20 protein-coding genes and 1 pseudogene are annotated in these 20,658 nt (G+C 72.0%); 14 read left to right on the forward strand and 7 right to left on the reverse strand.

The window, feature by feature from the left end; translation table 11 throughout:
* The first annotated feature begins 130 nt into the window (after positions 1–130).
* Entirely contained in the window at positions 131–3,016 is a 2,886-nt protein-coding gene (gcvP, locus tag ACTWJ9_RS28575) for an aminomethyl-transferring glycine dehydrogenase (protein ID WP_387040475.1), read from the forward strand.
* A gap of 96 nt (positions 3,017–3,112) precedes the next feature.
* Here the strand turns inward: gcvP and ACTWJ9_RS28580 are convergent, their stop codons facing one another.
* From ACTWJ9_RS28580 to ACTWJ9_RS28590, 3 genes are all read right to left on the reverse strand, one after another.
* Complete coding sequence (locus tag ACTWJ9_RS28580) at positions 3,113–3,508, reverse strand: TOBE domain-containing protein (RefSeq protein WP_388708209.1); 396 nt, start codon at positions 3,506–3,508, stop codon at positions 3,113–3,115.
* Positions 3,509–3,564: 56 nt separating this feature from the next.
* Positions 3,565–3,768: a DUF5999 family protein gene (locus ACTWJ9_RS28585; RefSeq protein ID WP_279337146.1), complete on the reverse strand. Its 204-nt coding sequence runs from the start codon at positions 3,766–3,768 to the stop codon at positions 3,565–3,567.
* Positions 3,769–4,171: 403 nt separating this feature from the next.
* Complete coding sequence (locus ACTWJ9_RS28590; RefSeq protein WP_279337147.1) at positions 4,172–4,756, reverse strand: hypothetical protein; 585 nt, start codon at positions 4,754–4,756, stop codon at positions 4,172–4,174.
* 554 nt (positions 4,757–5,310) lie between these two features.
* On the opposite strand from ACTWJ9_RS28590, the gene ACTWJ9_RS28595 reads away from it, so the two are divergent.
* Both ACTWJ9_RS28595 and ACTWJ9_RS28600 read left to right on the forward strand, forming a co-directional pair.
* The gene (locus tag ACTWJ9_RS28595) at positions 5,311–6,828 is read left to right on the forward strand and encodes a glutamate-cysteine ligase family protein (protein ID WP_279337148.1); all 1,518 of its coding nucleotides are present in this window, start codon (positions 5,311–5,313) and stop codon (positions 6,826–6,828) included.
* A gap of 92 nt (positions 6,829–6,920) precedes the next feature.
* On the forward strand, positions 6,921–7,721 hold the full coding sequence (locus ACTWJ9_RS28600) for a CPBP family intramembrane glutamic endopeptidase (RefSeq protein WP_279338127.1): 801 nt from the start codon (positions 6,921–6,923) through the stop codon (positions 7,719–7,721).
* Positions 7,722–7,790: 69 nt separating this feature from the next.
* Here ACTWJ9_RS28600 and ACTWJ9_RS28605 read toward each other — a convergent pair whose 3' ends face one another.
* Positions 7,791–8,606 carry a PhzF family phenazine biosynthesis protein gene (locus ACTWJ9_RS28605; protein ID WP_279337149.1) on the reverse strand — a complete coding sequence of 272 codons (816 nt, stop codon included), beginning with the start codon at positions 8,604–8,606 and terminating at the stop codon, positions 7,791–7,793.
* A gap of 175 nt (positions 8,607–8,781) precedes the next feature.
* Here ACTWJ9_RS28605 and ACTWJ9_RS28610 point away from each other — a divergent pair, with 175 nt between their 5' ends.
* From ACTWJ9_RS28610 to ACTWJ9_RS28625, 4 genes are all read left to right on the forward strand, one after another.
* Complete coding sequence (locus ACTWJ9_RS28610; RefSeq protein WP_279337150.1) at positions 8,782–9,411, forward strand: PadR family transcriptional regulator; 630 nt, start codon at positions 8,782–8,784, stop codon at positions 9,409–9,411.
* 185 nt (positions 9,412–9,596) lie between these two features.
* Complete coding sequence (locus ACTWJ9_RS28615) at positions 9,597–10,136, forward strand: Clp protease N-terminal domain-containing protein (protein ID WP_279337151.1); 540 nt, start codon at positions 9,597–9,599, stop codon at positions 10,134–10,136.
* Positions 10,137–10,211: 75 nt separating this feature from the next.
* Positions 10,212–11,225, forward strand: coding sequence for an EamA family transporter (locus ACTWJ9_RS28620; protein ID WP_387037893.1), 1,014 nt, complete (start codon positions 10,212–10,214; stop codon positions 11,223–11,225).
* Between the two features lie 248 nt (positions 11,226–11,473).
* Complete coding sequence (locus tag ACTWJ9_RS28625) at positions 11,474–12,427, forward strand: DMT family transporter (RefSeq protein ID WP_279337153.1); 954 nt, start codon at positions 11,474–11,476, stop codon at positions 12,425–12,427.
* Positions 12,428–12,481: 54 nt separating this feature from the next.
* On the opposite strand, the gene ACTWJ9_RS28630 is transcribed toward ACTWJ9_RS28625, so the two are convergent.
* Positions 12,482–13,168 (reverse strand): pyridoxamine 5'-phosphate oxidase family protein, encoded by a 687-nt coding sequence (locus ACTWJ9_RS28630; RefSeq protein WP_279337154.1) that lies wholly within the window; start codon positions 13,166–13,168, stop codon positions 12,482–12,484.
* A gap of 35 nt (positions 13,169–13,203) precedes the next feature.
* On the opposite strand from ACTWJ9_RS28630, the gene ACTWJ9_RS28635 reads away from it, so the two are divergent.
* Entirely contained in the window at positions 13,204–14,541 is a 1,338-nt protein-coding gene (locus ACTWJ9_RS28635) for an aminotransferase class I/II-fold pyridoxal phosphate-dependent enzyme (protein ID WP_387037890.1), read from the forward strand.
* A 34-nt stretch (positions 14,542–14,575) separates the two neighbouring features.
* On the opposite strand, the gene ACTWJ9_RS28640 is transcribed toward ACTWJ9_RS28635, so the two are convergent.
* Entirely contained in the window at positions 14,576–15,046 is a 471-nt protein-coding gene (locus tag ACTWJ9_RS28640) for a pyridoxamine 5'-phosphate oxidase family protein (RefSeq protein ID WP_279337156.1), read from the reverse strand.
* Positions 15,047–15,076: 30 nt separating this feature from the next.
* Positions 15,077–15,574 carry a Rieske (2Fe-2S) protein gene (locus ACTWJ9_RS28645; protein ID WP_443294924.1) on the reverse strand — a complete coding sequence of 166 codons (498 nt, stop codon included), beginning with the start codon at positions 15,572–15,574 and terminating at the stop codon, positions 15,077–15,079.
* Positions 15,575–16,204: 630 nt separating this feature from the next.
* On the opposite strand from ACTWJ9_RS28645, the gene ACTWJ9_RS28650 reads away from it, so the two are divergent.
* The 6 genes and pseudogenes from ACTWJ9_RS28650 (at position 16,205) to ACTWJ9_RS28675 (ending at position 20,649) form a co-directional block, all read left to right on the forward strand.
* Positions 16,205–16,510 (forward strand): Chromate resistance protein ChrB, encoded by a 306-nt coding sequence (locus tag ACTWJ9_RS28650; RefSeq protein ID WP_443294925.1) that lies wholly within the window; start codon positions 16,205–16,207, stop codon positions 16,508–16,510.
* A gap of 32 nt (positions 16,511–16,542) precedes the next feature.
* Positions 16,543–17,703, forward strand: coding sequence for an MFS transporter (locus ACTWJ9_RS28655; protein WP_387037900.1), 1,161 nt, complete (start codon positions 16,543–16,545; stop codon positions 17,701–17,703).
* Between the two features lie 232 nt (positions 17,704–17,935).
* Positions 17,936–18,430: pseudogene (locus ACTWJ9_RS28660) on the forward strand (IS630 family transposase); the annotation flags it as partial.
* A gap of 58 nt (positions 18,431–18,488) precedes the next feature.
* Positions 18,489–18,848: a transposase gene (locus ACTWJ9_RS28665; RefSeq protein ID WP_387037885.1), complete on the forward strand. Its 360-nt coding sequence runs from the start codon at positions 18,489–18,491 to the stop codon at positions 18,846–18,848.
* A 38-nt stretch (positions 18,849–18,886) separates the two neighbouring features.
* Complete coding sequence (locus ACTWJ9_RS28670; RefSeq protein WP_387037883.1) at positions 18,887–19,555, forward strand: RNA polymerase sigma factor; 669 nt, start codon at positions 18,887–18,889, stop codon at positions 19,553–19,555.
* Positions 19,552–20,649, forward strand: coding sequence for a CU044_5270 family protein (locus tag ACTWJ9_RS28675; RefSeq protein WP_279337161.1), 1,098 nt, complete (start codon positions 19,552–19,554; stop codon positions 20,647–20,649). The genes ACTWJ9_RS28670 and ACTWJ9_RS28675 overlap by 4 nt, the downstream gene beginning before the upstream one ends.
* Positions 20,650–20,658 lie beyond the last annotated feature (9 nt).

Here is a 20,658-nt window from a genome sequence, read left to right on the forward strand (position 1 = left end):
CACCGACGGTGAAAGCCGGACGCCCTGCGGCGGTCCGGTGAAGCTCTCAGGTTGAGATGACAGAGGGGGAGGCCGTCCGGGCACCCGTCATGGTGCCCCTCGAAGGTCGTCAGACCAGGAGGCCTCCACAATGACCGCCCACCGCATTCCCCTCTCCGAGCTCGAACAGGGAACGCCCTTCGAGCAGCGTCACATCGGCCCCGACCACGAGGCCCGCGCCAAAATGCTCGCGCAGGTCGGCTACGGCTCGCTCGACGAGCTGACGGCCGCGGCGGTCCCGGATGTGATCAAGAACGCCGACGCGCTCGATCTGCCGGGCGCCCGGACCGAGCCCGAGGTGCTGGCCGAACTCCGGTCGCTGGCCGACCGCAACGAGGTGCTCGGCTCCATGATCGGGCTCGGGTACTACGGGACCTTCACGCCGCCCGTCATCCTGCGCAACGTGATGGAGAACCCCGCCTGGTACACGGCGTACACGCCGTACCAGCCGGAGATCTCGCAGGGACGGCTCGAGGCGCTGCTGAACTTCCAGACCATGGTCGCCGAACTGACCGGCCTGCCGACCTCTGGGGCCTCACTGCTCGACGAGGGCACGGCCGCCGCCGAGGCGATGGCGCTGTCGCGGCGCATGGGCAAGAACAAGAACGGTCTGTTCCTGGTCGACGCGGACGCGCTGCCGCAGACGATCGCCGTGATCGAGACCCGTGCCGAGCCGACCGGCGTCGAGGTCGTCGTCGCCGACCTGAGCGAGGGCATCCCCGCCGAGATCGCCGAGCGCAAGATCAACGGCGTGCTGATCCAGTACCCGGGCGCCTCCGGAGCCGTACGCGACATCAAGCCGGTGATCGACCGGGCGCACGAGCTGGGCGCGCTGGTCACCGTCGCCGCCGATCTGCTCGCCCTCACACTGCTGACGTCGCCCGGCGAACTCGGCGCGGACATCGCGGTCGGCACGACCCAGCGCTTCGGTGTGCCCATGGGCTTCGGCGGGCCGCACGCCGGATACATGGCCGTGCACGAGAAGATGGCGCGCAGCCTGCCCGGACGGCTCGTCGGCGTCTCCGTCGACGCGGACGGCGACCGGGCCTACCGGCTCGCGCTCCAGACCCGTGAGCAGCACATCCGCCGGGAGAAGGCCACCAGCAACATCTGCACCGCCCAGGTGCTGCTCGCCGTGATGGCCGGGATGTACGCCGTCTACCACGGTCCCGAAGGACTGCGGACCATCGCGTGGCGCACCCACCGTTACGCGACCGTCCTGGCCGAAGGGCTCCGGGCCGGCGGCGTGGAGATCGTCCACGGCTCCTACTTCGACACACTGACCGTGCGGGTCCCGGGGCGGGGTGCCGAGGTCGTCGCCGCCGCGCGGGACAACGGGGTCAACCTGCTCCTCGTCGACGCCGACCACGTCTCGATCGCCTGCGACGAGACCACCACACGGGCCCGGCTCGCCGCCGTGTGGAGTGCTTTCGGGATCGAGGCCGACATCGCAGCTCTGGACGCGGCGGCGCCCGACACCCTGCCGGACGCCCTGCTGCGCACCGACGAGTACCTGACGCACCCCGTCTTCCACCAGCACCGCTCCGAGACCGCGATGCTGCGCTACCTGCGGCGGCTCGCCGACCGTGACTACGCGCTGGACCGCGGGATGATTCCGCTGGGCTCCTGCACCATGAAGCTCAACGCGACCACGGAGATGGAGCCGATCACCTGGCCCGAGTTCGGGCAGCTGCACCCCTTCGCGCCGGCCGAGCAGGCCCAGGGCTACCTCACGCTCATCCACGAACTGGAGGAGCGTCTCGCCGAGGTCACCGGCTACGACAAGGTGAGCCTCCAGCCCAACGCGGGTTCCCAGGGCGAACTGGCCGGGCTGCTCGCCGTGCGCGGCTACCACCGGGCCAACGGCGACGAGCAGCGCACCGTCTGCCTCATCCCGTCCTCCGCGCACGGCACCAACGCCGCCAGCGCCGTCATGGCCGGGATGAAGGTCGTCGTCGTGAAGACCGCCGAGGACGGCGAGGTCGACATCGACGACCTGCGGGCGAAGATCGAGCAGTACCGCGACGAGCTGTCGGTGCTGATGATCACCTACCCGTCGACGCACGGTGTGTTCGAGGAGCACGTCGCCGACATCTGCGCGGCGGTGCACGAGGCCGGCGGCCAGGTGTACGTGGACGGCGCGAACCTCAACGCGCTGGTCGGGCTGGCCAAGCCCGGACACTTCGGCGGCGACGTCTCGCACCTGAACCTGCACAAGACCTTCTGCATCCCGCACGGTGGCGGCGGTCCCGGTGTCGGCCCGGTCGGGGTGCGGTCGCACCTGGCGCCGTACCTGCCGAACCACCCGCTCCAGCCCGAGGCCGGGCCGAAGACGGGGATCGGGCCGGTCTCGGCCGCCCCGTGGGGTTCCGCGGGCATCCTGCCCATCTCGTGGGCGTACGTCCGGCTCATGGGCGGCGAGGGGCTCAAGCGGGCCACCCAGGTGGCGGTGCTCAGCGCCAACTACATCGCCAAGCGCCTCGAGCCGCACTACCCGGTGCTCTACACCGGCCCCGGCGGGCTGGTCGCGCACGAGTGCATCATCGACCTGCGCCCGCTGACCAGGACGACCGGTGTGAGCGTGGACGACGTGGCCAAGCGGCTGATCGACTACGGCTTCCACGCGCCGACGATGTCGTTCCCGGTGGCGGGAACGCTGATGATCGAGCCGACCGAGTCCGAGGACCTGGCCGAACTCGACCGGTTCTGCGAGACGATGATCGCGATTCGCGCGGAGATCGAGAAGGTCGGCTCCGGCGAGTGGCCCGCGGACGACAACCCGCTGCGCAACGCCCCGCACACCGCCGCCGCGCTCGGCACGGAGTGGGAGCACCCGTACAGCCGTGAGGAGGCCGTCTTCCCGACCGGTGTGAGCGCGGCCGACAAGTACTGGCCGCCGGTGCGCCGTGTCGACCAGGCCTTCGGCGACCGCAACCTGGTGTGCTCCTGCCCGCCGCTGGACGCGTACGACGACTGACGCGGAGGGCCCGGTCACCGGGACCGAGGAGTGGAAGGGCTCCGCTTCGGCCGCAGGGCCGAAGCGGAGCCCTTCGGCGTACCGCTTCCGCTTCCGTCAGACGCGATCGATATGGACGTTTGTCGACTTCACACGGGCGGTGGCCTCCATGCCGATCTCCAGTCCGAGCTCCTCGACGGCCTCGCGGGTCAGCAGCGAGACCAGGCGGTGCGGACCCGCCTGGATCTCGACCTGGGCCGCCACGTCGCCGAGTGTGATCGCGGTGACGATGCCGGGGAAGGCGTTGCGGGCCGAGGTGTACGGCGTGCCCTCCTCGGTGGCGCCGGCCTTCGCGAGGCCGACGGAGAACGCGGCCAGGGCCCGCCCCTCGATGAGCCGTCGTCCGCCTTCGTCGCGGTGGGTGGTGAGCCGGCCCGCGTCCGCCCAGCGTCGGGCGGTGTCCGGGCTGACGCCGAGCAGCCGTGCTGCCTGGCCGATCGTGTAGGACTGCATGCCGATCACGATAGGCGGCGAGCGGAACCGGGCGGCGCGGAGCCGCCCGGTGGAGCTCAGGCGGAGGTCATCACCGCGGGGCCCCCGGGACGCTGCGGGGCGATGCTCCTGCCGTCGGGCAGGAGTTCACCGGTGTCCTCGAAGAGCACGACACCGTTGCACAGCAGGCTCCAGCCCTGCTCCGGGTGGTGCGCCACGAGACGGGCGGACTCCCGGTCGGCGGATTCGGCTGAGGGGCACGGTGACGGATGCTGGCACATGGATGGGATCTTTCGCTCTGTGGTGACCTGTGGGTTGGCTGTTGTCTCTGTTGCGCGGCGTGAAACCTCGTTCATGGCCGCCCCCCGTTGTCCTAGGTCGGTCGGAAACAAGTGTTGCCCTCCGGACGGCGATCCGCAGGGATTTCGCGGCACCGCCCCTCACAGGTCGATGACGCGTCACCCGCGCGGACGGTTCACCTCAACTGCACTGTCACTTCGGGTGGTTCCGTATGGCCGGATGAGGCTAGTCCGAGGGCTCGGAGCGCTCGGAGCGCTCGGAGCGCTCGGGGCAGCTCGGGCCGGGGAGGCTCGGGGCGTGCGCGTGCCCCGCCGCGGGGATCGGGCGGCGGGGCACGGGAGTGGTCGTGCGGGAGGGGCGGGGACGCGTGCGATCGCGTGTCGGTCAGGCGGGTGAGCCGAGCAGGCGGTCGGGCGTCGCCCGGTGGGTCAGCACCGGGAGGAGTTCCGCGACCAGGTGCGGGCGGTGGGCCGCGATACCGGGCGGCGCGGGGGCGAGCGGGACGAGCAGGTCGGTGGCGGCGGGATGGCCGGTGGCGCCGTCCGCGGTGCGGTCGCCGTGCAGCCAGAGGGTCAGCATGTAGAGGCCGGGCACCGACAACAGCCGGGGCTGGTACGGCTGCGACAGGGACTCGGCCTGGCGCAGGGCCAGTTCGGTGGAGGCGATGTACGGACCCTCGAAGAAGCGGGAGAAGGTCCAGCCGTCGGGGGTCAGTACGGTGTCGGCCGCGGCCACCGCCCGGTCGCCGCAGCGGATCAGGAAGCGCCAGCCGGCCAGTCGCGTCGCGGACACGCCCTCGGCGGTGATCCGGTCCAGGACGTGCACGGGCAGAGGCAGTTCGGGTGAGACCGGACCCTGGGCACCGAGGAGGGAGGGGGTTCGGGCCTCGCTGACCGCGGTGGGGGAGGAGAGTGCGGTCAGGACGGAACGCAGTGCGGGCGCGGGGGCCGGGGGGACATGAAGGGGCATGGTGGGTCGCCTCTCATTCGAAGGCACGGTGGCACGAGGGCGGGGCGGACGACGCTGTCAGCTCGCGAAGGGTCGGAAGGCAGGGGCCGGGGGCCTGAGCGCGGGAGGTGGGGGTGAGGACTGCCGCACGTCACCTCGAGGGCTGGATCACTCGACCGTGGGCGCCAACCTTCTGCCCTGTCCACGGAGTTTATACGAAGCGTGTTCGGGCTGTGTTTCCACTAGCTGTTTTCGACCCGTTGAACAAGGGTACTTCTGGTCGACGAAAAGGGGGAATCATCCCGATTTAGAGCCGGGTGCACAGCGATGACCTCGATAAACGGCTGTGAAGTGGTAGGCCTATTTTCATCGGCGTTTTTCACGAGTCAGTCATCGCGTTGTTGCGTGCCCTGTCGGCCATGCCGCGTGAATGTGCCAGTGGACACATTCGACCAGCGTAGCGGTCCGCAGATCGGTCCGGGGCGTTATCGATCGCATCCACGGGGCATCCTCCCCTGTGGACCGGGACCCCGGCGGCCGATCATCGGGCCGCCCAGCCGAGGAAGGACGCTTCGATGGGGGAGAAGGTGGTGGCAGGCGGGTTCGACCTGTCCGATCGCCAGCGCTACCGCGACAAGCTCCGCAGGTGCCTGGCGGGCTTGGAGCGACTCCTGGCGGAGAAGCGGTTCGACCGCCCCAAGAACCTTGTGGGGCTGGAGATCGAATTGAATCTCACGGGCGCCGACGGCATGCCGAAAATGTTGAACGGACAAGTCCTCGAACGGATCGCGAGCCGGGACTTCCAGACAGAACTCGCCATGTTCAACCTGGAAGTCAACATAGCTCCACACCGTTTGGACGGGCGGGTATTCGACCGGCTCACCGAGGAACTGCGCACCTCACTCGCGTACGCCGACCGGAAAGCCGCCGAGGTGGACGCCGGGATCGTGATGATCGGTATTCTGCCGACGCTGGACCGCGACGACCTCGTCTCCTCGAATCTCTCCGAAGTCGACCGCTACACCCTGCTCAACGACCAGATCGTGGCCGCCCGTGGGGAGGACTTCAGCCTCGACATCGACGGGGTGGAACACCTCAGCTGCACCTCCAAGTCCATCGCGCCCGAGGCCGCCTGCACCTCGGTGCAACTGCACCTCCAGGTCACTCCGGCCCGCTTCGCCGACGTGTGGAACGCGGCCCAGGCGGTCGCCGCCGCCCAGATCGCCGTCGGCGCCAACTCGCCCTTCCTGTTCGGCCGCGAACTGTGGCGCGAGTCCCGGCCGCCGCTGTTCCAGCAGTCCACCGACACCCGGCCGCCCGAACTGCAGGCACAGGGCGTACGGCCGCGCACCTGGTTCGGGGAGCGCTGGGTCACCTCGGCGTTCGACCTCTTCGAGGAGAATCTGCGCTACTACCCGGCCCTCCTGCCCATCTGCGACGACGAGGACCCGCTCGAGGTGCTGGACAAGGACGGCACCCCCACGCTCGCCGAACTCGTCCTGCACAACGGCACCGTCTACCGCTGGAACCGCCCGGTCTACGGCGTCGCCGACGGCGTCCCCCACCTGCGGGTGGAGAACCGGGTCCTGCCCGCCGGGCCCACCGTCGTCGACGTCGTCGCCAACGCGGCGTTCTACTACGGTCTGGTCCGCGCCCTCGCGGAGGACAGCCGCCCGGTGTGGACCCGGCTGCCCTTCGAGGCCGCCGCCGCCAACTTCGACGCCGCCTGCAGGCACGGCATCGAAGCCCGCCTGACCTGGCCCCGGCGCGGGCGCTACGGCGGTACGGCCGAGGTGGACGCGGTCACCCTCGTACGCGACGAGCTGCTGCCGCTGGCCGAGGCGGGACTGGACGCGTGGGGCATCGAGCCGGTGGACCGGGACCTGTACCTGGGCGTGATCGAGGAGCGCTGCCGGCGCCGGCAGAACGGCGCGAGCTGGCAGGCCGCGACCTTCCACCGGGCCCTGGACGGCGGCCTGGCCCGGGATGCGGCGCTGGCCGCCACCACCCGGCGCTACCGCGAGCTGATGCTGAAGGGCGATCCGGTCCACACCTGGCCCGTCGGCCTCCCGGACCCGGTACCCGCGGCCTGACGACACCGGGGCGGGCCCACCGCGGACCGCCCGTCGGGCCGTCGGAGGCTGCCCGCATACTGATCGGACGGATCGGTGATGTGGAGGCAGCTGTGCAGGCGGAGGCGGGCCCGCGGGCCGATGAGTATCCTCAGCGGCGGCTCACGCGGACGATGCTCCGCAACGAGACGCTGCTCGTGCTCGCGGTGTCGCTCGGGGCGAGCGGAGTGTCCGCGCTGATCAGCTTCATCGGCTCGGTCACCCGGCCGGGCGGCCTGAAGGACCAGGCGGCCACCCTCAACGCCTCGGCGGCACCGGGCCGTCCCTGGCTCGACCTGGCCTGGCAGCTCTTCGGGATCACCACCGCGCTCGTTCCCGTCGCGCTCGTCGCGCACTTCCTGCTGCGCGAAGGCGCGGGACTGCGCGTGCTCGGGTTCGACCGCACCCGGCCCTGGTCCGACCTCGGCCGCGGGGCGGCGGTCGCGGCGGTCATCGGCAGCAGCGGCATCGCCTTCTACCTGGCCGCGCGCGAGCTCGGCTTCAACCTCACCGTGGTGCCCGAGGCGCTGCCCGAGGTGTGGTGGAAGTTCCCCGTGCTGATCCTCGCGGCACTGCAGAACTCGATCCTCGAGGAGGTCATCGTCCTCGCGTACCTGCTGCGCCGGCTCGAGCAGCTGGGCTGGACACCGGGCGCCGCGACGGCGGCGAGTGCGGTGCTGCGCGGTTCGTACCACCTCTACCAGGGCATCGGCGGTTTCATCGGCAACATGGTCATGGGTGTGGTGTTCGTGTTCCTCTACCGCCGCTGGGGCCGGGTGGGTCCCCTGGTGGTCGCGCACACGCTGCTCGACATCGGTGCGTTCGTGGGGTACGCGCTGCTCGCGGGCAAGGTGGGCTGGCTGCCCACGGCCTGAACGACCCGGAGACCGCGAAGGGGCGCACCGGCACGGCCGGTGCGCCCCTTCGCGGTCTCCGGTGCCCGGTCAGGCCAGGAGCTCGCCCTCGATGACCGTCACCGCCCGTCCGCCCAGCAGGGTGCGCTCGCCGCACAGCTCCGTACGGACGCGGCCGGAGCGGGGTGATGCCTGGAGGCCGGTGAGGCCGGGGCGTCCGAGACGCTCGGACCAGTAGGGGGCCAGTGCGGTGTGGGCGCTGCCGGTGACGGGGTCCTCGTCGATGCCGACGTTCGGGAAGAAGCAGCGGGAGACGAAGTCGTAGTCCCCGGACGGATCCGCTGCGCGGGCGGTGGCGATGACGCCGCGCTCGGAGTGGGCGCCGAGGGCCTTCAGATCGGGCCGCAGGGCGTGGACGGTCCGCTCGTCGGCGACCTCGACCAGCAGGTCTCCGACGTTCGGGCCGGTGTCGAAGGCCGTGAGCGGTTCGGTGCCCAGCGCGTCGGCGATCCCCGCGGGGACGTCGAGCCGGGTGAGCGGCGCCGTGGGGAAGTCGAGGGTCACGGAGCCGTCCTCGGCCGGCGTCGCGACGAGGACACCACTGAGGGTGGCGAACCGGACGGGGCCCTCGTGGGCGCCGGTGGTGTGCAGGACGTGCGCGGTGGCCAGGGTCGCGTGGCCGCACATCGCGACCTCGGTGGCGGGGGTGAACCAGCGCAGCGCCCAGTCGGCCGTGCCGCCCGCGGGCAGCGGGTGCGCGAAGGCGGTTTCGGCGTGGTTGACCTCCAGGGCGACGTTCTGGAGCCAGGTGTCGTCCGGGAACGCCTCCGTGTCCAGGAGCAGGACTCCGGCGGGATTGCCGGAGAAGGGCCGGTCGGTGAAGGCGTCGACGATTCGAATGCGCATGCCCTGACGGTACGGGCTGAGCAAAGCCGCAGGCCAAGGCCGATGCGGGCGCGTCGGACCGGCCGCACGGGTCCCTCCGCCCGGAAACAGGCAGCCGAGGGGTTGTTCGACGACAGTCACCGATATATCGTTGGAGTATCGCGACAGATCGACGATGGAATGGAGAGTGGTTGCGATGCGTACCCATGGTGGCGAGCGCGGCCAGGGCGGCCCGCGGGGCGGCCGGGGCGACTTCGAGCGGCTGCGCGCCGCGTTCGGGCCCTTCGGCCCCCCGGGGTCCGGTGGTCACGGCGGCCCCGGCTTCGGCCCGGGTTTCGGACACGGCCCCTGGAGCGGTGGCCGAGGGCGTGGCGGGCCGAGGGGAAGGGCGCGGCGCGGTGACGTGCGCGCCTCGATCCTCGCCCTGCTGAAGGAACGCCCGATGCACGGCTACGAGATGATCCAGGAGATCGCCGAGCGCAGCGGCGGGGCGTGGAAGCCCAGTCCCGGCTCGGTGTACCCCAACCTGCAGCTGCTGGAGGACGAAGGGCTGATCGTCAGCGAGTCCGAGGGCGGCAAGAAGCTGTTCGCACTCACCGACACCGGTCGCACGGCGGCCGACGAAGGCCCCGAGGCGCCGTGGGAAGAGGCCTCGCGCGGGGTCGACTGGGAGGCGCTGGGCGAGATCCGGCAGGCCGGGTTCGGTCTGATGGAGGCCTTCGGGCAGGTCTGGAAGACCGGCAGCAAGGAGCAGCGGGAGAAGGCGCTCATCGTCATCAACGAAGCCCGCAAGAAGCTGTACCTGATCCTCGCCGACGACGACTGAGGGCGGACGCGCGGCCCTGAGGGAACTCGGGGAAACCCGGGGAAACCCCAGGAAACCTGGGAGAAGCAGCCCGGCTCTCCTCCTCGAGGAGGAGAGCCGGGCCCTGCGTGTCCACTTCCCGTGGGACGGGAAGATGCTCCTCGCCGGGGATGACCCGGACCTGCGGGACTGATGGGGTGGAGGACGTGCCATCCCGTATCCCCCGGCAGTCGGCCCACGAGGCCCAGAAGCAGGGCGCTCGCCACGCGGACCACCACGCCGGGCTCGGCGCGGAGCTGGCGGCTGTGGTCACCGGTGCCCGCCGCAGGGCGCTCAGGGACGCGGACCGGCAGATCGACACCGCCCATCTGCTGCACTCGTTGCTGGAGTCCGATGCCGAGGTGCGCGCGGTCTTCGGCGAGGGCCCGCGGACCGCCCGGCTGCTCGGCTATCTGGTCCAGCGCAGCATCGGCTACGGCCTGCGCTGGCAGAGCGCCGTCGAGGACTCCGGTGCGGTCCCGGTGGTGGCGGAGGCCGCCGGTTTCTCGCCGCTCGCCGCGGCCGGCATGACGTACGCCCGTGAACGCGCGGTACACCGGGGAGGGGTGCCGGGGGGTGCGGACCTGCTCGCGGCGATCATCGTGGACCCGCAGGCCCGTGCCGTCGAGGTGCTCGAGCGCGCCGGGATCGACTCCCGCGCCCTGCTCGCCCGGCTCGAGACGTGGACCGGCGACCCGGCTCCCTGAAACGAAAGGGAGCCACTGTCCAGCCTGTGAGACAGGAGCCATGGGGGTGACGCTCCTGTCAACGCCTGACATCATGTGCCGGTGTCCACCTCTGTCAGCACCCGGAACACCCGGGGCACCCGTGGGAAAGGCCTGGGACTCGGCCTCGCGCTGTTGTCCGCGGTGGCCTTCGGCGGATCCGGTGTCGCCGCCAAGCCGCTGATCGAGGCGGGACTGGACCCGCTGCACGTCGTCTGGCTGCGGGTGACGGGCGCGGCCCTGGTCCTGCTGCCGCTGGCGGTACGCCACCGGGGGCTGCTGCGCAGCCATCCGGCGCTGCTCGCGGGGTTCGGGCTGTTCGCCGTCGCCGGTGTCCAGGCCTGCTACTTCGCGGCCATCTCCCGCATCCCCGTCGGCGTCGCCCTGCTCGTCGAGTATCTGGCGCCCGCGCTCGTCCTCGGCTGGGTGCGGTTCGTCCAGCGGCGGCCGGTGACCCGGGCGGCGGCGGTCGGTGTGGTTCTGGCGGTGGGCGGACTGGCCTGCGTCGTGGAGGTGTGGTCGGGCCTCGGTTTCGACGCCCTCGGACTGGCGCTCGCGCTCGGCGCCGCCTGCTGTCAGGTCGGGTACTTCGTCCTGTCCGACCAGGGCAGCGACCAGGGCGACCGGGCGCCGGACCCGCTCGGGGTGATCGCCTACGGTCTGCTCGTCGGCGCCGCCGTACTCACCCTCGTCGCCCGTCCGTGGTCCATGGACTGGTCGGTGCTCGGCGGCGACGCGAGCATGGACGGCACCCCGGTCGCGGCCTTCGTGCTGCTGGCCTGGATCGTCCTCGTCGCCACAGTCGTCGCGTACGGCACCGGAGTGCTCTCGGTGCGGCGGCTCTCGCCGCAGGTCGCGGGGGTGGTGGCCTGCCTCGAAGCGGTCATCGCCACCGTGCTGGCCTGGGTGCTCCTCGGCGAACACCTGTCGGCACCGCAGCTCGTGGGCGGTGCGGTGGTGCTGGCGGGCGCGTTCATCGCCCAGTCCTCCGCGCCGGCCAGGAACTCCGAGGAGCCGGTGGCGAGCGGAGAGCCCGAAAGGGAGTTGTCCACGCCCGGAACTGCCGCCTAAGGTGCTGATCATGCATGCGCGCGCACTCGTTCTTCCGCCTCCCACCGCCTGAGGCGGGTCCACGGCTCCCTTCGCCCGGCGCGCCGCCGGGCCTTGCGGTGCTGCCCGCAGACGCAGTCCGCGGACCCCGTCGGCCCGGCTCGACCCGGGCCTGATCCGGGGCTTCCCACCGTCCCTTCGCGCAGTGCGCGCACCGCCGCGAGCGGTGCAAGCCCGCGCGTATCCGTGCGCACCTGCGGAGAGAACACGTGTCGAACGCCGTATCCGGCCTGCCCGTCGGGCGAGGCCTGCTCTATCTGATCGTCGCCGGTGTCGCCTGGGGCACCGCCGGCGCTGCCGCGTCGCTGGTCTACCGGGCCAGTGACATGGGCCCGGTCGCCCTCTCCTTCTGGCGCTGTGCGGCCGGACTCGTCCTGCTGCTCGGGGCCCGGGCGCTGCTCCCGCGCACCCGGACCGTGCCTGAGCCCCTGGGCCGCAGGGTGTGGCGGGCCGTGGCCACCGGGGTCGCGCTCGGCGTGTTCCAGACGGCCTACTTCGCCGCCGTCGCCGCCACCGGGCTCGCCGTGGCCACCGTCGTCACCCTCGGCGCGGGACCCGTTCTGATGGCGCTCGGCGCACGGCTGCTCCTGGCGGAGCGGCTCGGCCGGGGCGGAGGCGCCGCCGTCGCCGGGGCGCTCGCCGGGCTGGCCGTCCTCGTCCTCGGCGGCGGGGAGGCGGTCGTGGACCTGCGGGGCGTACTGCTCGCGCTACTGGCCGCGGCGGGCTACTCGGCGATGACGCTGCTCACCCGCTGGTGGGGACGGGACGGCGGGCTGGACGCCTCCGGCACGACGGTCGGGGCGTTCGCCGTCACGAGTGTGCTGCTGCTGCCGTTCGCCGCGGTCGAAGGGCTGGTCCCGCACACGGACGCCCCCGGTCTGCTGCTGTGCCTGGTGGTGTACGTCGCAGCGGTTCCGACCGCTCTCGCCTACGGCCTGTACTTCGCGGGCGCGGCCGTCGTACGGTCGGCCACCGTGTCCGTGATCATGCTGCTGGAGCCGGTGAGCGCGGCGGTGCTCGCGGTCGCCCTGCTCGGGGAGCGGCTCACCTCGGCCACGCTGCTCGGCACCCTGCTGATGCTGGGCGCGGTCGCGGGGCTCGCGGTGGGCGAGGCACGGCTCGCGCGGGCCCGCAGGACGGAGGGCGAGGCGGTCCCCGCGTGACGGCGGACACCCAGGGCCCCGTGCGGCGCGGCCGCGGGGCGGGGCGGGACCGGGTCACAGGGCCGCCAGATACTCCGGCAGCTTTGTGCCGGGAGCCAGAGCGGGGTCGGCGAGCGGGGTGCCGTAGCCGCGGCTCAGGGGGACGACGCCCGCCCAGTGGGGGAGAGCGAGGTCCTCCGGTTCGTCGTTGACGCCGCCGGTGCGGAGCTTGGCGGAGACCTCGGTCAGGTCGAGACGGATCACCGCGGTGGCGGCCAGCTCCTTCTTGTCGGCCGGGCGGGAATCGGCGGCGCGGCCGGGGACGACCTGATCGACCAGGGCGTCCAGCGACTGCCGCTTCTCCTCGGGATCGGTCACGTCGTGCGCGAGGCCGTGCACCATCACGGAGCGGTAGTTGAGCGAGTGGTGGAAGGCGGAGCGGGCCAGCACCAGCCCGTCCACATGGGTGACGGTCAGACAGACCGGGAGGCCGGACTCGGCCCCGCCCGCCGCGCGCAACGGACGCGAGCCCGTCGAACCGTGCACGTAGAGGCGCTCGCCGACCCGGGCATACAGCGTGGGCAGCACCACCGGTGCGCCGTCGCGGACGAAACCGAGGTGGCAGACGTACCCCTCGTCGAGTAGCGCGTGCACCAGCTCCCTGTCGTACGCGGCGCGATGGGGGGAGCGGGTGGGGACGGTGCGCTCGGTGGGCGGGTAGCTGGTGGCGGGCTGCTGCTGCGGCGGCCGGGTCCCCTGCATGGCGCTCTCCATTGCACTAGTGCATAATTGGCTTTGTGCTAGGAGAGTATCGGATCAGTGGGCGGCGTGCAGCGGAAATTTCGGCGAGCATCGAGCGCGCGGTGGGTGAAGGGGATCTCAGACCGGGCGAACTTCTGCCCCCCATGAGGGAGTTGGCGGAACGGCTCGGGGTGAACGCCAATACCGTCGCGTCCGCGTACCGGACCCTGCGCGAGCGCGGGGTGATCGAGACGGCGGGCCGACGGGGGAGCCGGGTGCGGCCCAAACCGGCCACGACGGCGCGCGACTTCGTCCGGGTGGAGGTCCCGCCGGGCGTACGGGACGTGTCCGACGGCAACCCGGATCCCGCGCTGCTGCCCCCGCTGGCCGGGGCGTTCGCGGCCGCGGCCGGGCAGGGGGACCGGGAGCCGGTGCTCTACGGGCACGCTCCCGTGGAGCCCGGACTGGTGCGGCACGCACGCGCCGGGCTGGACGCCGACGGCGTTCCCGACGGCCCCGTCGCCGTCGCCTCCGGCGCCCTGGACGCCGTGGAGCGGGTGCTCGCGGCCCACCTCAAGCAGGGGGACGCGGTCGCCGTGGAGGACCCGGGATGGGGAAGCGTGCTGGACCTCGTCCCGGCGCTCGGGCTGCGGACCGTCCCGGTCGGTGTCGACGACGAGGGGCCGCTCCCCGAGGACGTACGGCGTGCGCTGACGGCCGGGGCGCGTGCGCTGATCGTGACGGACCGGGCGCAGAACCCGACCGGGGCCGCACTGAGCGCAACGCGCGCGCGTGCCCTGCGGGCGGTGCTCGCGGACCATCCGGAGACACTGCTGATCGAGGACGATCACGGGCACCACATCGTCGACCTGCCCCTGCACCCCCTCGCCGGCCCCACCCGGAGCTGGGCCTTCGTGCGTTCGGCGGGCAAGGCGTACGGCCCCGACCTACGGCTCGCCGTGCTCACCGGGGACGCGGTCACCCTCGACCGGGTGCGCGGACGGCAGCGGCTCGGGCCGGGCTGGGTCAGCCGCACCGTCCAACGTGCGGTGCTCCGGCTGTGGACCGACTCAGCGGTGGATCCGGGCGCGGTGGCGGCGGAGTACGGGCGGCGCCGGGACGCCCTGATCGGGGCGTTGGCCCGGCAGGGCGTCACGGCGCACGGGCGCAGCGGTATGAACGTGTGGGTGCCGGTGCCGGACGAGACCGGCGCCGTCGCACGGCTGCTGCACGCGGGCTGGGCGGTGGCCCCCGGCGCCCGCTTCCGGACGAGCGCACCGCCGGGCATCCGCATCACCGTGTCGACGCTCACGAAGGACGAGATCGGCCCCCTGAGCAAGGCGGTCACCGCGGCGATCGGACCGGACGCACCGGAGTCCAGGACGTACGTGTAGGACCCTCCGGTACGGACAGTCCCTCAGGCCGGCACTACGGGCGAGCGCCCAGTTTGCGGAAGTCCCAGGAGACGACCTTCTCCGGGGTCAGCCGCAGCCAGGCGTGCCGGCCGTCGTGCGGCATCTCGTCCAGGCCGAAGTTCTTGCGCGCGAACAGGGTCTCGGGGACGTCGAGTTCGGCGCGGAGTTCGCCGGTGCGCGGTATCTCGCCCACGAACTCCATCCGCCCGGACAGCTCCGCACCGCGCAGTTCGTCGTACTCCTCGCCGGTGTCCACCACGATCGCCACCCGCGGGTCCCGGCGCAGGTCGGTCCAGCGCTTGGAGCGCACCACGGAGTACAGCCACAGCGAGATGCCGTCCCAGGCGAACCAGAGCGTGCTCACATGCGGCGCGCCGTCGGCCGACACCGTGGCGACCCGGCAGGTGCGCTGAACGGTGAGGAAGTCGTCCAGCTCGCCCGGCGTCATCATGATCTTCCGGCCCCGGCGCTGCGTGGCGGTCATGCGGTCCCTCTTTTCTCCCAGGAACCAGGCTCAGGCGAGCCTGATCGAATCCCCGTCGACGGTGATCTCCACGGGGGACAGCGGCGCGGTCGCCGGGCCGCCCTGCACACTGCCGTCGGTGATCGAGAAATTACTGTTGTGGCAAGGGCAGTTGATGACTCCGTCAGCGACGCTCTTCACCGCACACCCCCGGTGGGTGCAGGTCGCCGAGAACGCCTTGAACTCGCCCGCCGTCGGCTGGGTCACCACCACCTTGCTGTCGGCGAAGACCTTGCCGCCCCCCTCGGGGATGTCGGCGACCGCGGCGAGCTCGGCCCCGGCCGCGTTGTCGCCGCCGCCCGAACCTCCGCTGCTCGCGTCATTGTTGTCCTGCGGGCCGCTGGCCGCGCCGGGGCCCGCGGACGAGCCGGCGGCGTCGTCGGAGCCTCCGCAGGCGGTCAGCGCGGCGGCGAGGCCCGCCGCTCCGGCCGCCGCCACGACGGTACGACGGGCAGGTCCCGATGCGAGCTGATGAGATGCGCTGGTCATGCGGGTGTGTCCCTTCCGGGAGATTGCGTGATCTGGCAGGAGGTACGGCCAACGGGCCCACGTCGTTCAGGCCGTGCAGAGAGCTTGACCCGCGCCCGGTCGGAGTGGCGTAAGGCACAGCCGTCGTTTCGCTGTCGGCGTGACGGGATGTACCGCCGTACCGCCGTACGGAGACGAGAGCCGCCCGCGCCGGCTGTCACGCTCGGTTACTATGCTCACTCCATGCCGGAGACCACGAGCGAGGGGCGTACCACCATCGACGGGGTGCCCGGAAGGCAGCGGGACCGGCACACCGGTCGAAACGCCCCGGTTCCACCCGGTCGGGTGGGGGGAAACAGAGGAAACACTGACCGGGGTCACCGCCACCCGCTGCACCCCGCCTTCCAGCCGGGCGGCACCGGCGCGGCGCGGGCCGAAGAAGTACCAGCCCAACGCGCCGATCAGCACGGCCGAGGCCGCAAGGACGACGACTTCCACGGCACCCGCGGGTTGTCCCTCCCCTCTGGGTCCGCTCTCCAACCTGCGCCCGGGTACCCCCACCCAGTAGGGGCTGAACGGCCCACTGGTCTGGGACCGTCCGGCCCCGGACCGCCATGCCCAGCGGCGGCACGATGCAAGGGAAGGCAAGAAGTGCTGTTCACCGCTGCCCGGTCCGAGGAATGGAAGGAGTTCCTCGCCGACTGCGACAAGTTCGAGGCGGAGTTGGAGAAGGAGATCCGCATCGGCAAGTTCACCCTGGCCGAGCTGGAAGAGGAGGAGCAGTCGCTGGAGCGGCTGCGGCGCTGGCATCGTGACCTGACGGCCCGCGACGTGTTCGGGGCGCCGGAGGCGGCAAAAGCGGGCAAGCGGCTCAAGGAGTGCGCCGCGGCCTGCGAGGACTACGCGGAGCGCGTCTTCGCGGCTCTCCACGAGGTGCCGGAGGCCGCCGACCGATGAGCGGGACGACTTCGGCGGCCCCGGCCCGGCAGATGTGGCCGCTGTACGCGGCCGGGTTCACCACGGCCTTCGGCGCGCACGGCATCGCCGCGAACCTCGGCGGCTTCTCCGCGGACGCGGTCACTTCGCTGCTGGTGCTGGGCGGGCTGCTCGCCCTGTACGACGGCGCCGAAGTACTCCTCAAGCCGGTCTTCGGCACCCTCGCCGACCGGATCGGTGCCCGCCCGGTGCTGCTGGGCGGTCTTGTCGCGTTCGCGGTGGCGTCCGCGCTGTACGTGGTGGCGGACAGTCCCGGCTGGCTGTGGGCGGCCCGGCTCGGCCAGGGCGCCGCGGCCTCCGCCTTCTCGCCCTCCGCGTCCGCGCTGGTGGCCCGGCTCAACCCGGCGGCCAAGCACGGCCGTGCCTTCGGCAGCTACGGCTTCTACAAGGCCATCGGCTACACGCTCGGCCCGCTGCTCGGTGGTGTCCTGGTCTGGGGCGGCGGTCTGCGGCTGCTGTTCGCCGTCCTCGCGGTGCTCGGGGTGGTGGTCGCCGTCTGGGCCGCGCTCGCCGTTCCCGTCGTGCCGCCGCTGCCGAAGGTCCGGCAGACGGTGCTGGACCTGGCCCGGCGGCTCGCCGACCCGGCCTTCCTCGCCCCGACCGCCGCGCTCGCCGCGGCGACCGCCGCCCTCTCGGTCGGTGTGGGCTTCCTGCCCGTCTCCGGCCGCGCTGCCGGGCTGAGTACGGTGGCCACCGGAGCCGCGGTGTCGGTGCTCGCCGCATGCGCCGCCGTCGTGCAGCCGCGCGCCGGGCGGGCCTTGGACGAGGGACGCCTCACGACCCGTTGCGGTCTCGCCGTGGGACTCTTCGTCACCGCGGCCGGTCTGACCTGTGCCGTGCTGCCCGGCCTCACCGGTGTCCTGCTGGGGGCCGCCCTGATCGGCGTCGGCACGGGGCTGATCACCCCGCTGGGCTTCGCCGCCCTGGCCTCGTCGACCCCTCAGGAGCGCCTGGGCCAGACCATGGGCACCGCAGAACTCGGACGCGAACTCGGTGACGCAGGTGGCCCGTTGCTGGTCGCCGCCGTTGCTTCCCTTGCCACGCTGAGCTACGGCTTCGCCGCGCTCGGACTTCTCATCGGGGCGGGTGCGGTGGTGGCGTTCGCCCACCGCCGCTCGGTGCCGGCCGGGCCCGTGACCGGGACCGACGGCTGAAGGGGCGCCGGGGCGGGGGCCGGGGGCTGCGACGCGGCGGGCGCCGGGCGAGGAGCGGGGTGGCACCCGACTGGTCGGGTGGAGCCGGTAGTGCGTGAATGCGTCGTGGACGGCGGTGATGTGCAGTGTCACTGCCCAAAGACGGCACGTTCGATGCGATGGCCCGACCGATGTCGATGAACGCTGCTGTCAGGTACTGGACTCAGGAAGAGGGCGGAGCGGAGGGACGGGGCTGCCGATGACGCCGGGGATGCCCGAGCGGCGCACCCACGACTACGTCCGCAACGGGATGACCACGCTGTCTGCCGCGTTCGACGTCGCCACCGGCGAGGTCATCAGCTCCCTGCGCCGCCGGCACCGGGCGACGGAGTTCAAGAAGTTTTTGGTCCGGATCGACAGGGAGATGCCGGCGCGTCTGCAGATCCACCTGATCTGTGACAACTACGGCACCCACAAGACGCCCGCGATCAGGGCGTGGCCGGCCAGGCATCCACGCTTTCACATGCACTTCACCCCCACCGGCTCCTCATGGATCAACCAGGTCGAGCGGTGGTTCGGCTTCCTGGCCGACCAGATGATCCGCCGTGGTGCCCACAAGGACGTCCAGGCCCTCGAAGCCGGTATCCGCGCCTGGGCCAAGGACTGGAACACGGATCCCAAGCCGTTCATCTGGACCAAGGCCGTCGAGGAGATCCTCGAGTCTCTCGCCCGCTTCTGCCGACGGATCTCCGGCGCAGGACACTGGGCCGTTTCGTCTACATCATCATCGGGCCGTTGGTCTGGTCGTGCCGTTGACCGACGCCCAGTGGGCGCGGATTGAGCCGCTTTTGCCGGGCCGGACGGCGAGGCGAGACGGCCGGCGGCGGGACCACCGTGGGGTGATCGACGGGATCGCCTGGAAGTTCCAGATAGGTGCGCAGCAGGTGCGGATGCCGGGGCTCCTGCCCCCACGGCCGGGTCTGGGCCCGGCGAAACGGGTGCCGCGCCGCCGCAAGTGCCTGCTCCCGGTCCCCGGCCGCCTCAGCCGTGGGGACAGCAGCGGGAGGGCTGTGTCTGACCGGTGGTCTGTGGATCCGCGTCCGGTATCAGCGGCCCCGTGGTGTGGTGCGGGTCACGGGAACTCCTCGGCCCGGCCGGAGAGGTAGGTGGTGTGAGATGTGATGAACAGGAAGATCGGGAGCGCATGCGCGCACGGATCAGGGCGGGCGACCGCGAGGCGTTCGCCGCGCTCTACGAGGAGTACGCGCGGTCGGTCTACAACCACGCCTACCGGCTGACGGGCGATTGGTCCACGGCCGAGGAGGTTCTGTCCGAGACCTTCCTGGCCGCCTGGCGCACCCGTCACGCCGTCGAGCCGGAGGGCGACTCACTGCGGCCGTGGCTGCTCGGGATCGCCACGAACAAGGCACGCAACGCCAACCGCGGTATCGGGCGGCGCCTGGCCTTCCTGGCCCGCCGCCCCGCCCCGGAACCGGTGGCGGACATCGCGGACGCCACGGCCGGACGCGTCGACGACACACGGCGGCTCGCCGCGATCCGGCAGACACTGGGCGGACTCCGCCGCCAGGAACGCGAGGTGCTGGCCCTCTGCGTCTGGTCCGGGCTGGACTATGCCGAGGCCGCCGAAGCCCTCGGTGTCCCGGTGGGCACCGTGCGGTCGCGGCTGTCCCGCGCCCGTAAGCAGCTGCGACGGCTCACCGACGAGCAGCTCCGCCGGACACCGGACGGGTCCGCGCGGGAAGCGCGACCCGGAGAGGCGGTCCGATCCGGAAGGGAACCCCGCCCCCGCCGCGGAGAGGCAGAGAGCAGGGCCGCGTTCGTGGCCCTGCCCATCCAGGAGGAAGCCCGATGAACGACCGCACCTCCGGCCCCGAGCGGGCCGAACACGAGGAACTGGCCCGGCTGCTGCCGGCCCCGGCCGAACGGGACCTGCCTCCGGGCCGTCATCTCCACCACAAGGACACCCTGATGCGTCTGATCGACCAGGACGGCGACCGCACCACCGCCCTCCCCCGCCCCCGGCCCCGCCTCCTGCGCCCCACTGTCCTGCTGCCCGCCGCCGGACTGGCCCTGGGCGGGGTACTGCTCACCACGCTCACCGTGACCGGCCAGGACCGCGCTCCGGCACCGTCCGCCGCGGGCACGGGTTCTCGGGCCACGGCCCCGCGTGGCGCGGCCGTGCTGCTCGACCGGGTCGCCTCGGTCGCCGCGAAGAAGGGCGAACAGAAGGTCACCGACGACCAGTTCGTGTACGTCAGGACACTGCAGACCGAGAACGAGGGCAAGTTCGACGGCCCGGTGAAGCTGACCGAGCCCCGCGAGCGTGAGGTCTGGATCACGCAGAAGTCGGGGCCGGTGATCGATGAAGGCCTGATCCACCAGGGCGGCTCGTACATCCCGATCACCGTCGGGGTCCCGGACGGCGAGGCGGCCGTCGGCTACCCGGCGGGCCTCAGCCGGCCGACGTACACGTGGCTGGCCTCCCTGCCCACCGACCCCGACGCCCTGCTCCAGCGGCTCGCCACCGAGATCACCGCGGACCAGGACGCGCGTGACACCCCGGCCGAGGACCGGGACCCGGACCAGGACGCCTTCGACGCCATCGGTGAGCTGCTGCGGGAGACGGTGATGCCGCCGAAGACCGCGGCCGCCCTCTACAAGGCCGCGGCGAAGATCCCCGGCGTGACCGAGGACTCCGACGCGGTGGACGCGGCCGGCCGGCACGGGATCGGCGTGGCCCGCGACAACACCCGGGCCGGTTGGCGCACCGCCTGGATCTTCGACTCGACCACCCTGGAGTACCTGGGCGAACGGAGCTACCTCATCAAGGACACCTCCATGGGCAAGAAGGGCACCCTGATCAACCGGTCGGCGGTCCTGGAGCGCGCGGTCGTCAACGCCCTCCGCGAAAGGCCGTCGACCGAGAAGCCGTCAACGACGACCTGATCCCGACAG

It is taken from the genome of Streptomyces sp. GDS52 (assembly GCF_052246875.1).
Lineage (GTDB): Bacteria > Actinomycetota > Actinomycetes > Streptomycetales > Streptomycetaceae > Streptomyces > Streptomyces cathayae.

Excerpts from the sequence above, each read along its gene's own strand:
- ACTWJ9_RS28595 (WP_279337148.1), top strand. The coding sequence starts at position 5,311 with ATGGGGGAGAAGGTGGTGGCAGGCGGGTTCGACCTGTCCGATCGCCAG.
- ACTWJ9_RS28605 (WP_279337149.1), bottom strand. The coding sequence starts at position 8,606 with ATGCGCATTCGAATCGTCGACGCCTTCACCGACCGGCCCTTCTCCGGC.
- gcvP (WP_387040475.1), top strand. The coding sequence starts at position 131 with ATGACCGCCCACCGCATTCCCCTCTCCGAGCTCGAACAGGGAACGCCC.
- ACTWJ9_RS28655 (WP_387037900.1), top strand. The coding sequence starts at position 16,543 with ATGTGGCCGCTGTACGCGGCCGGGTTCACCACGGCCTTCGGCGCGCAC.
- ACTWJ9_RS28580 (WP_388708209.1), bottom strand. The coding sequence starts at position 3,508 with ATGCAGTCCTACACGATCGGCCAGGCAGCACGGCTGCTCGGCGTCAGC.
- ACTWJ9_RS28630 (WP_279337154.1), bottom strand. The coding sequence starts at position 13,168 with ATGCAGGGGACCCGGCCGCCGCAGCAGCAGCCCGCCACCAGCTACCCG.
- ACTWJ9_RS28640 (WP_279337156.1), bottom strand. The coding sequence starts at position 15,046 with ATGACCGCCACGCAGCGCCGGGGCCGGAAGATCATGATGACGCCGGGC.
- ACTWJ9_RS28675 (WP_279337161.1), top strand. The coding sequence starts at position 19,552 with ATGAACGACCGCACCTCCGGCCCCGAGCGGGCCGAACACGAGGAACTG.
- ACTWJ9_RS28590 (WP_279337147.1), bottom strand. The coding sequence starts at position 4,756 with ATGCCCCTTCATGTCCCCCCGGCCCCCGCGCCCGCACTGCGTTCCGTC.
- ACTWJ9_RS28585 (WP_279337146.1), bottom strand. The coding sequence starts at position 3,768 with ATGTGCCAGCATCCGTCACCGTGCCCCTCAGCCGAATCCGCCGACCGG.
- ACTWJ9_RS28645 (WP_443294924.1), bottom strand. The coding sequence starts at position 15,574 with ATGACCAGCGCATCTCATCAGCTCGCATCGGGACCTGCCCGTCGTACC.
- ACTWJ9_RS28670 (WP_387037883.1), top strand. The coding sequence starts at position 18,887 with ATGCGCGCACGGATCAGGGCGGGCGACCGCGAGGCGTTCGCCGCGCTC.
- ACTWJ9_RS28610 (WP_279337150.1), top strand. The coding sequence starts at position 8,782 with ATGCGTACCCATGGTGGCGAGCGCGGCCAGGGCGGCCCGCGGGGCGGC.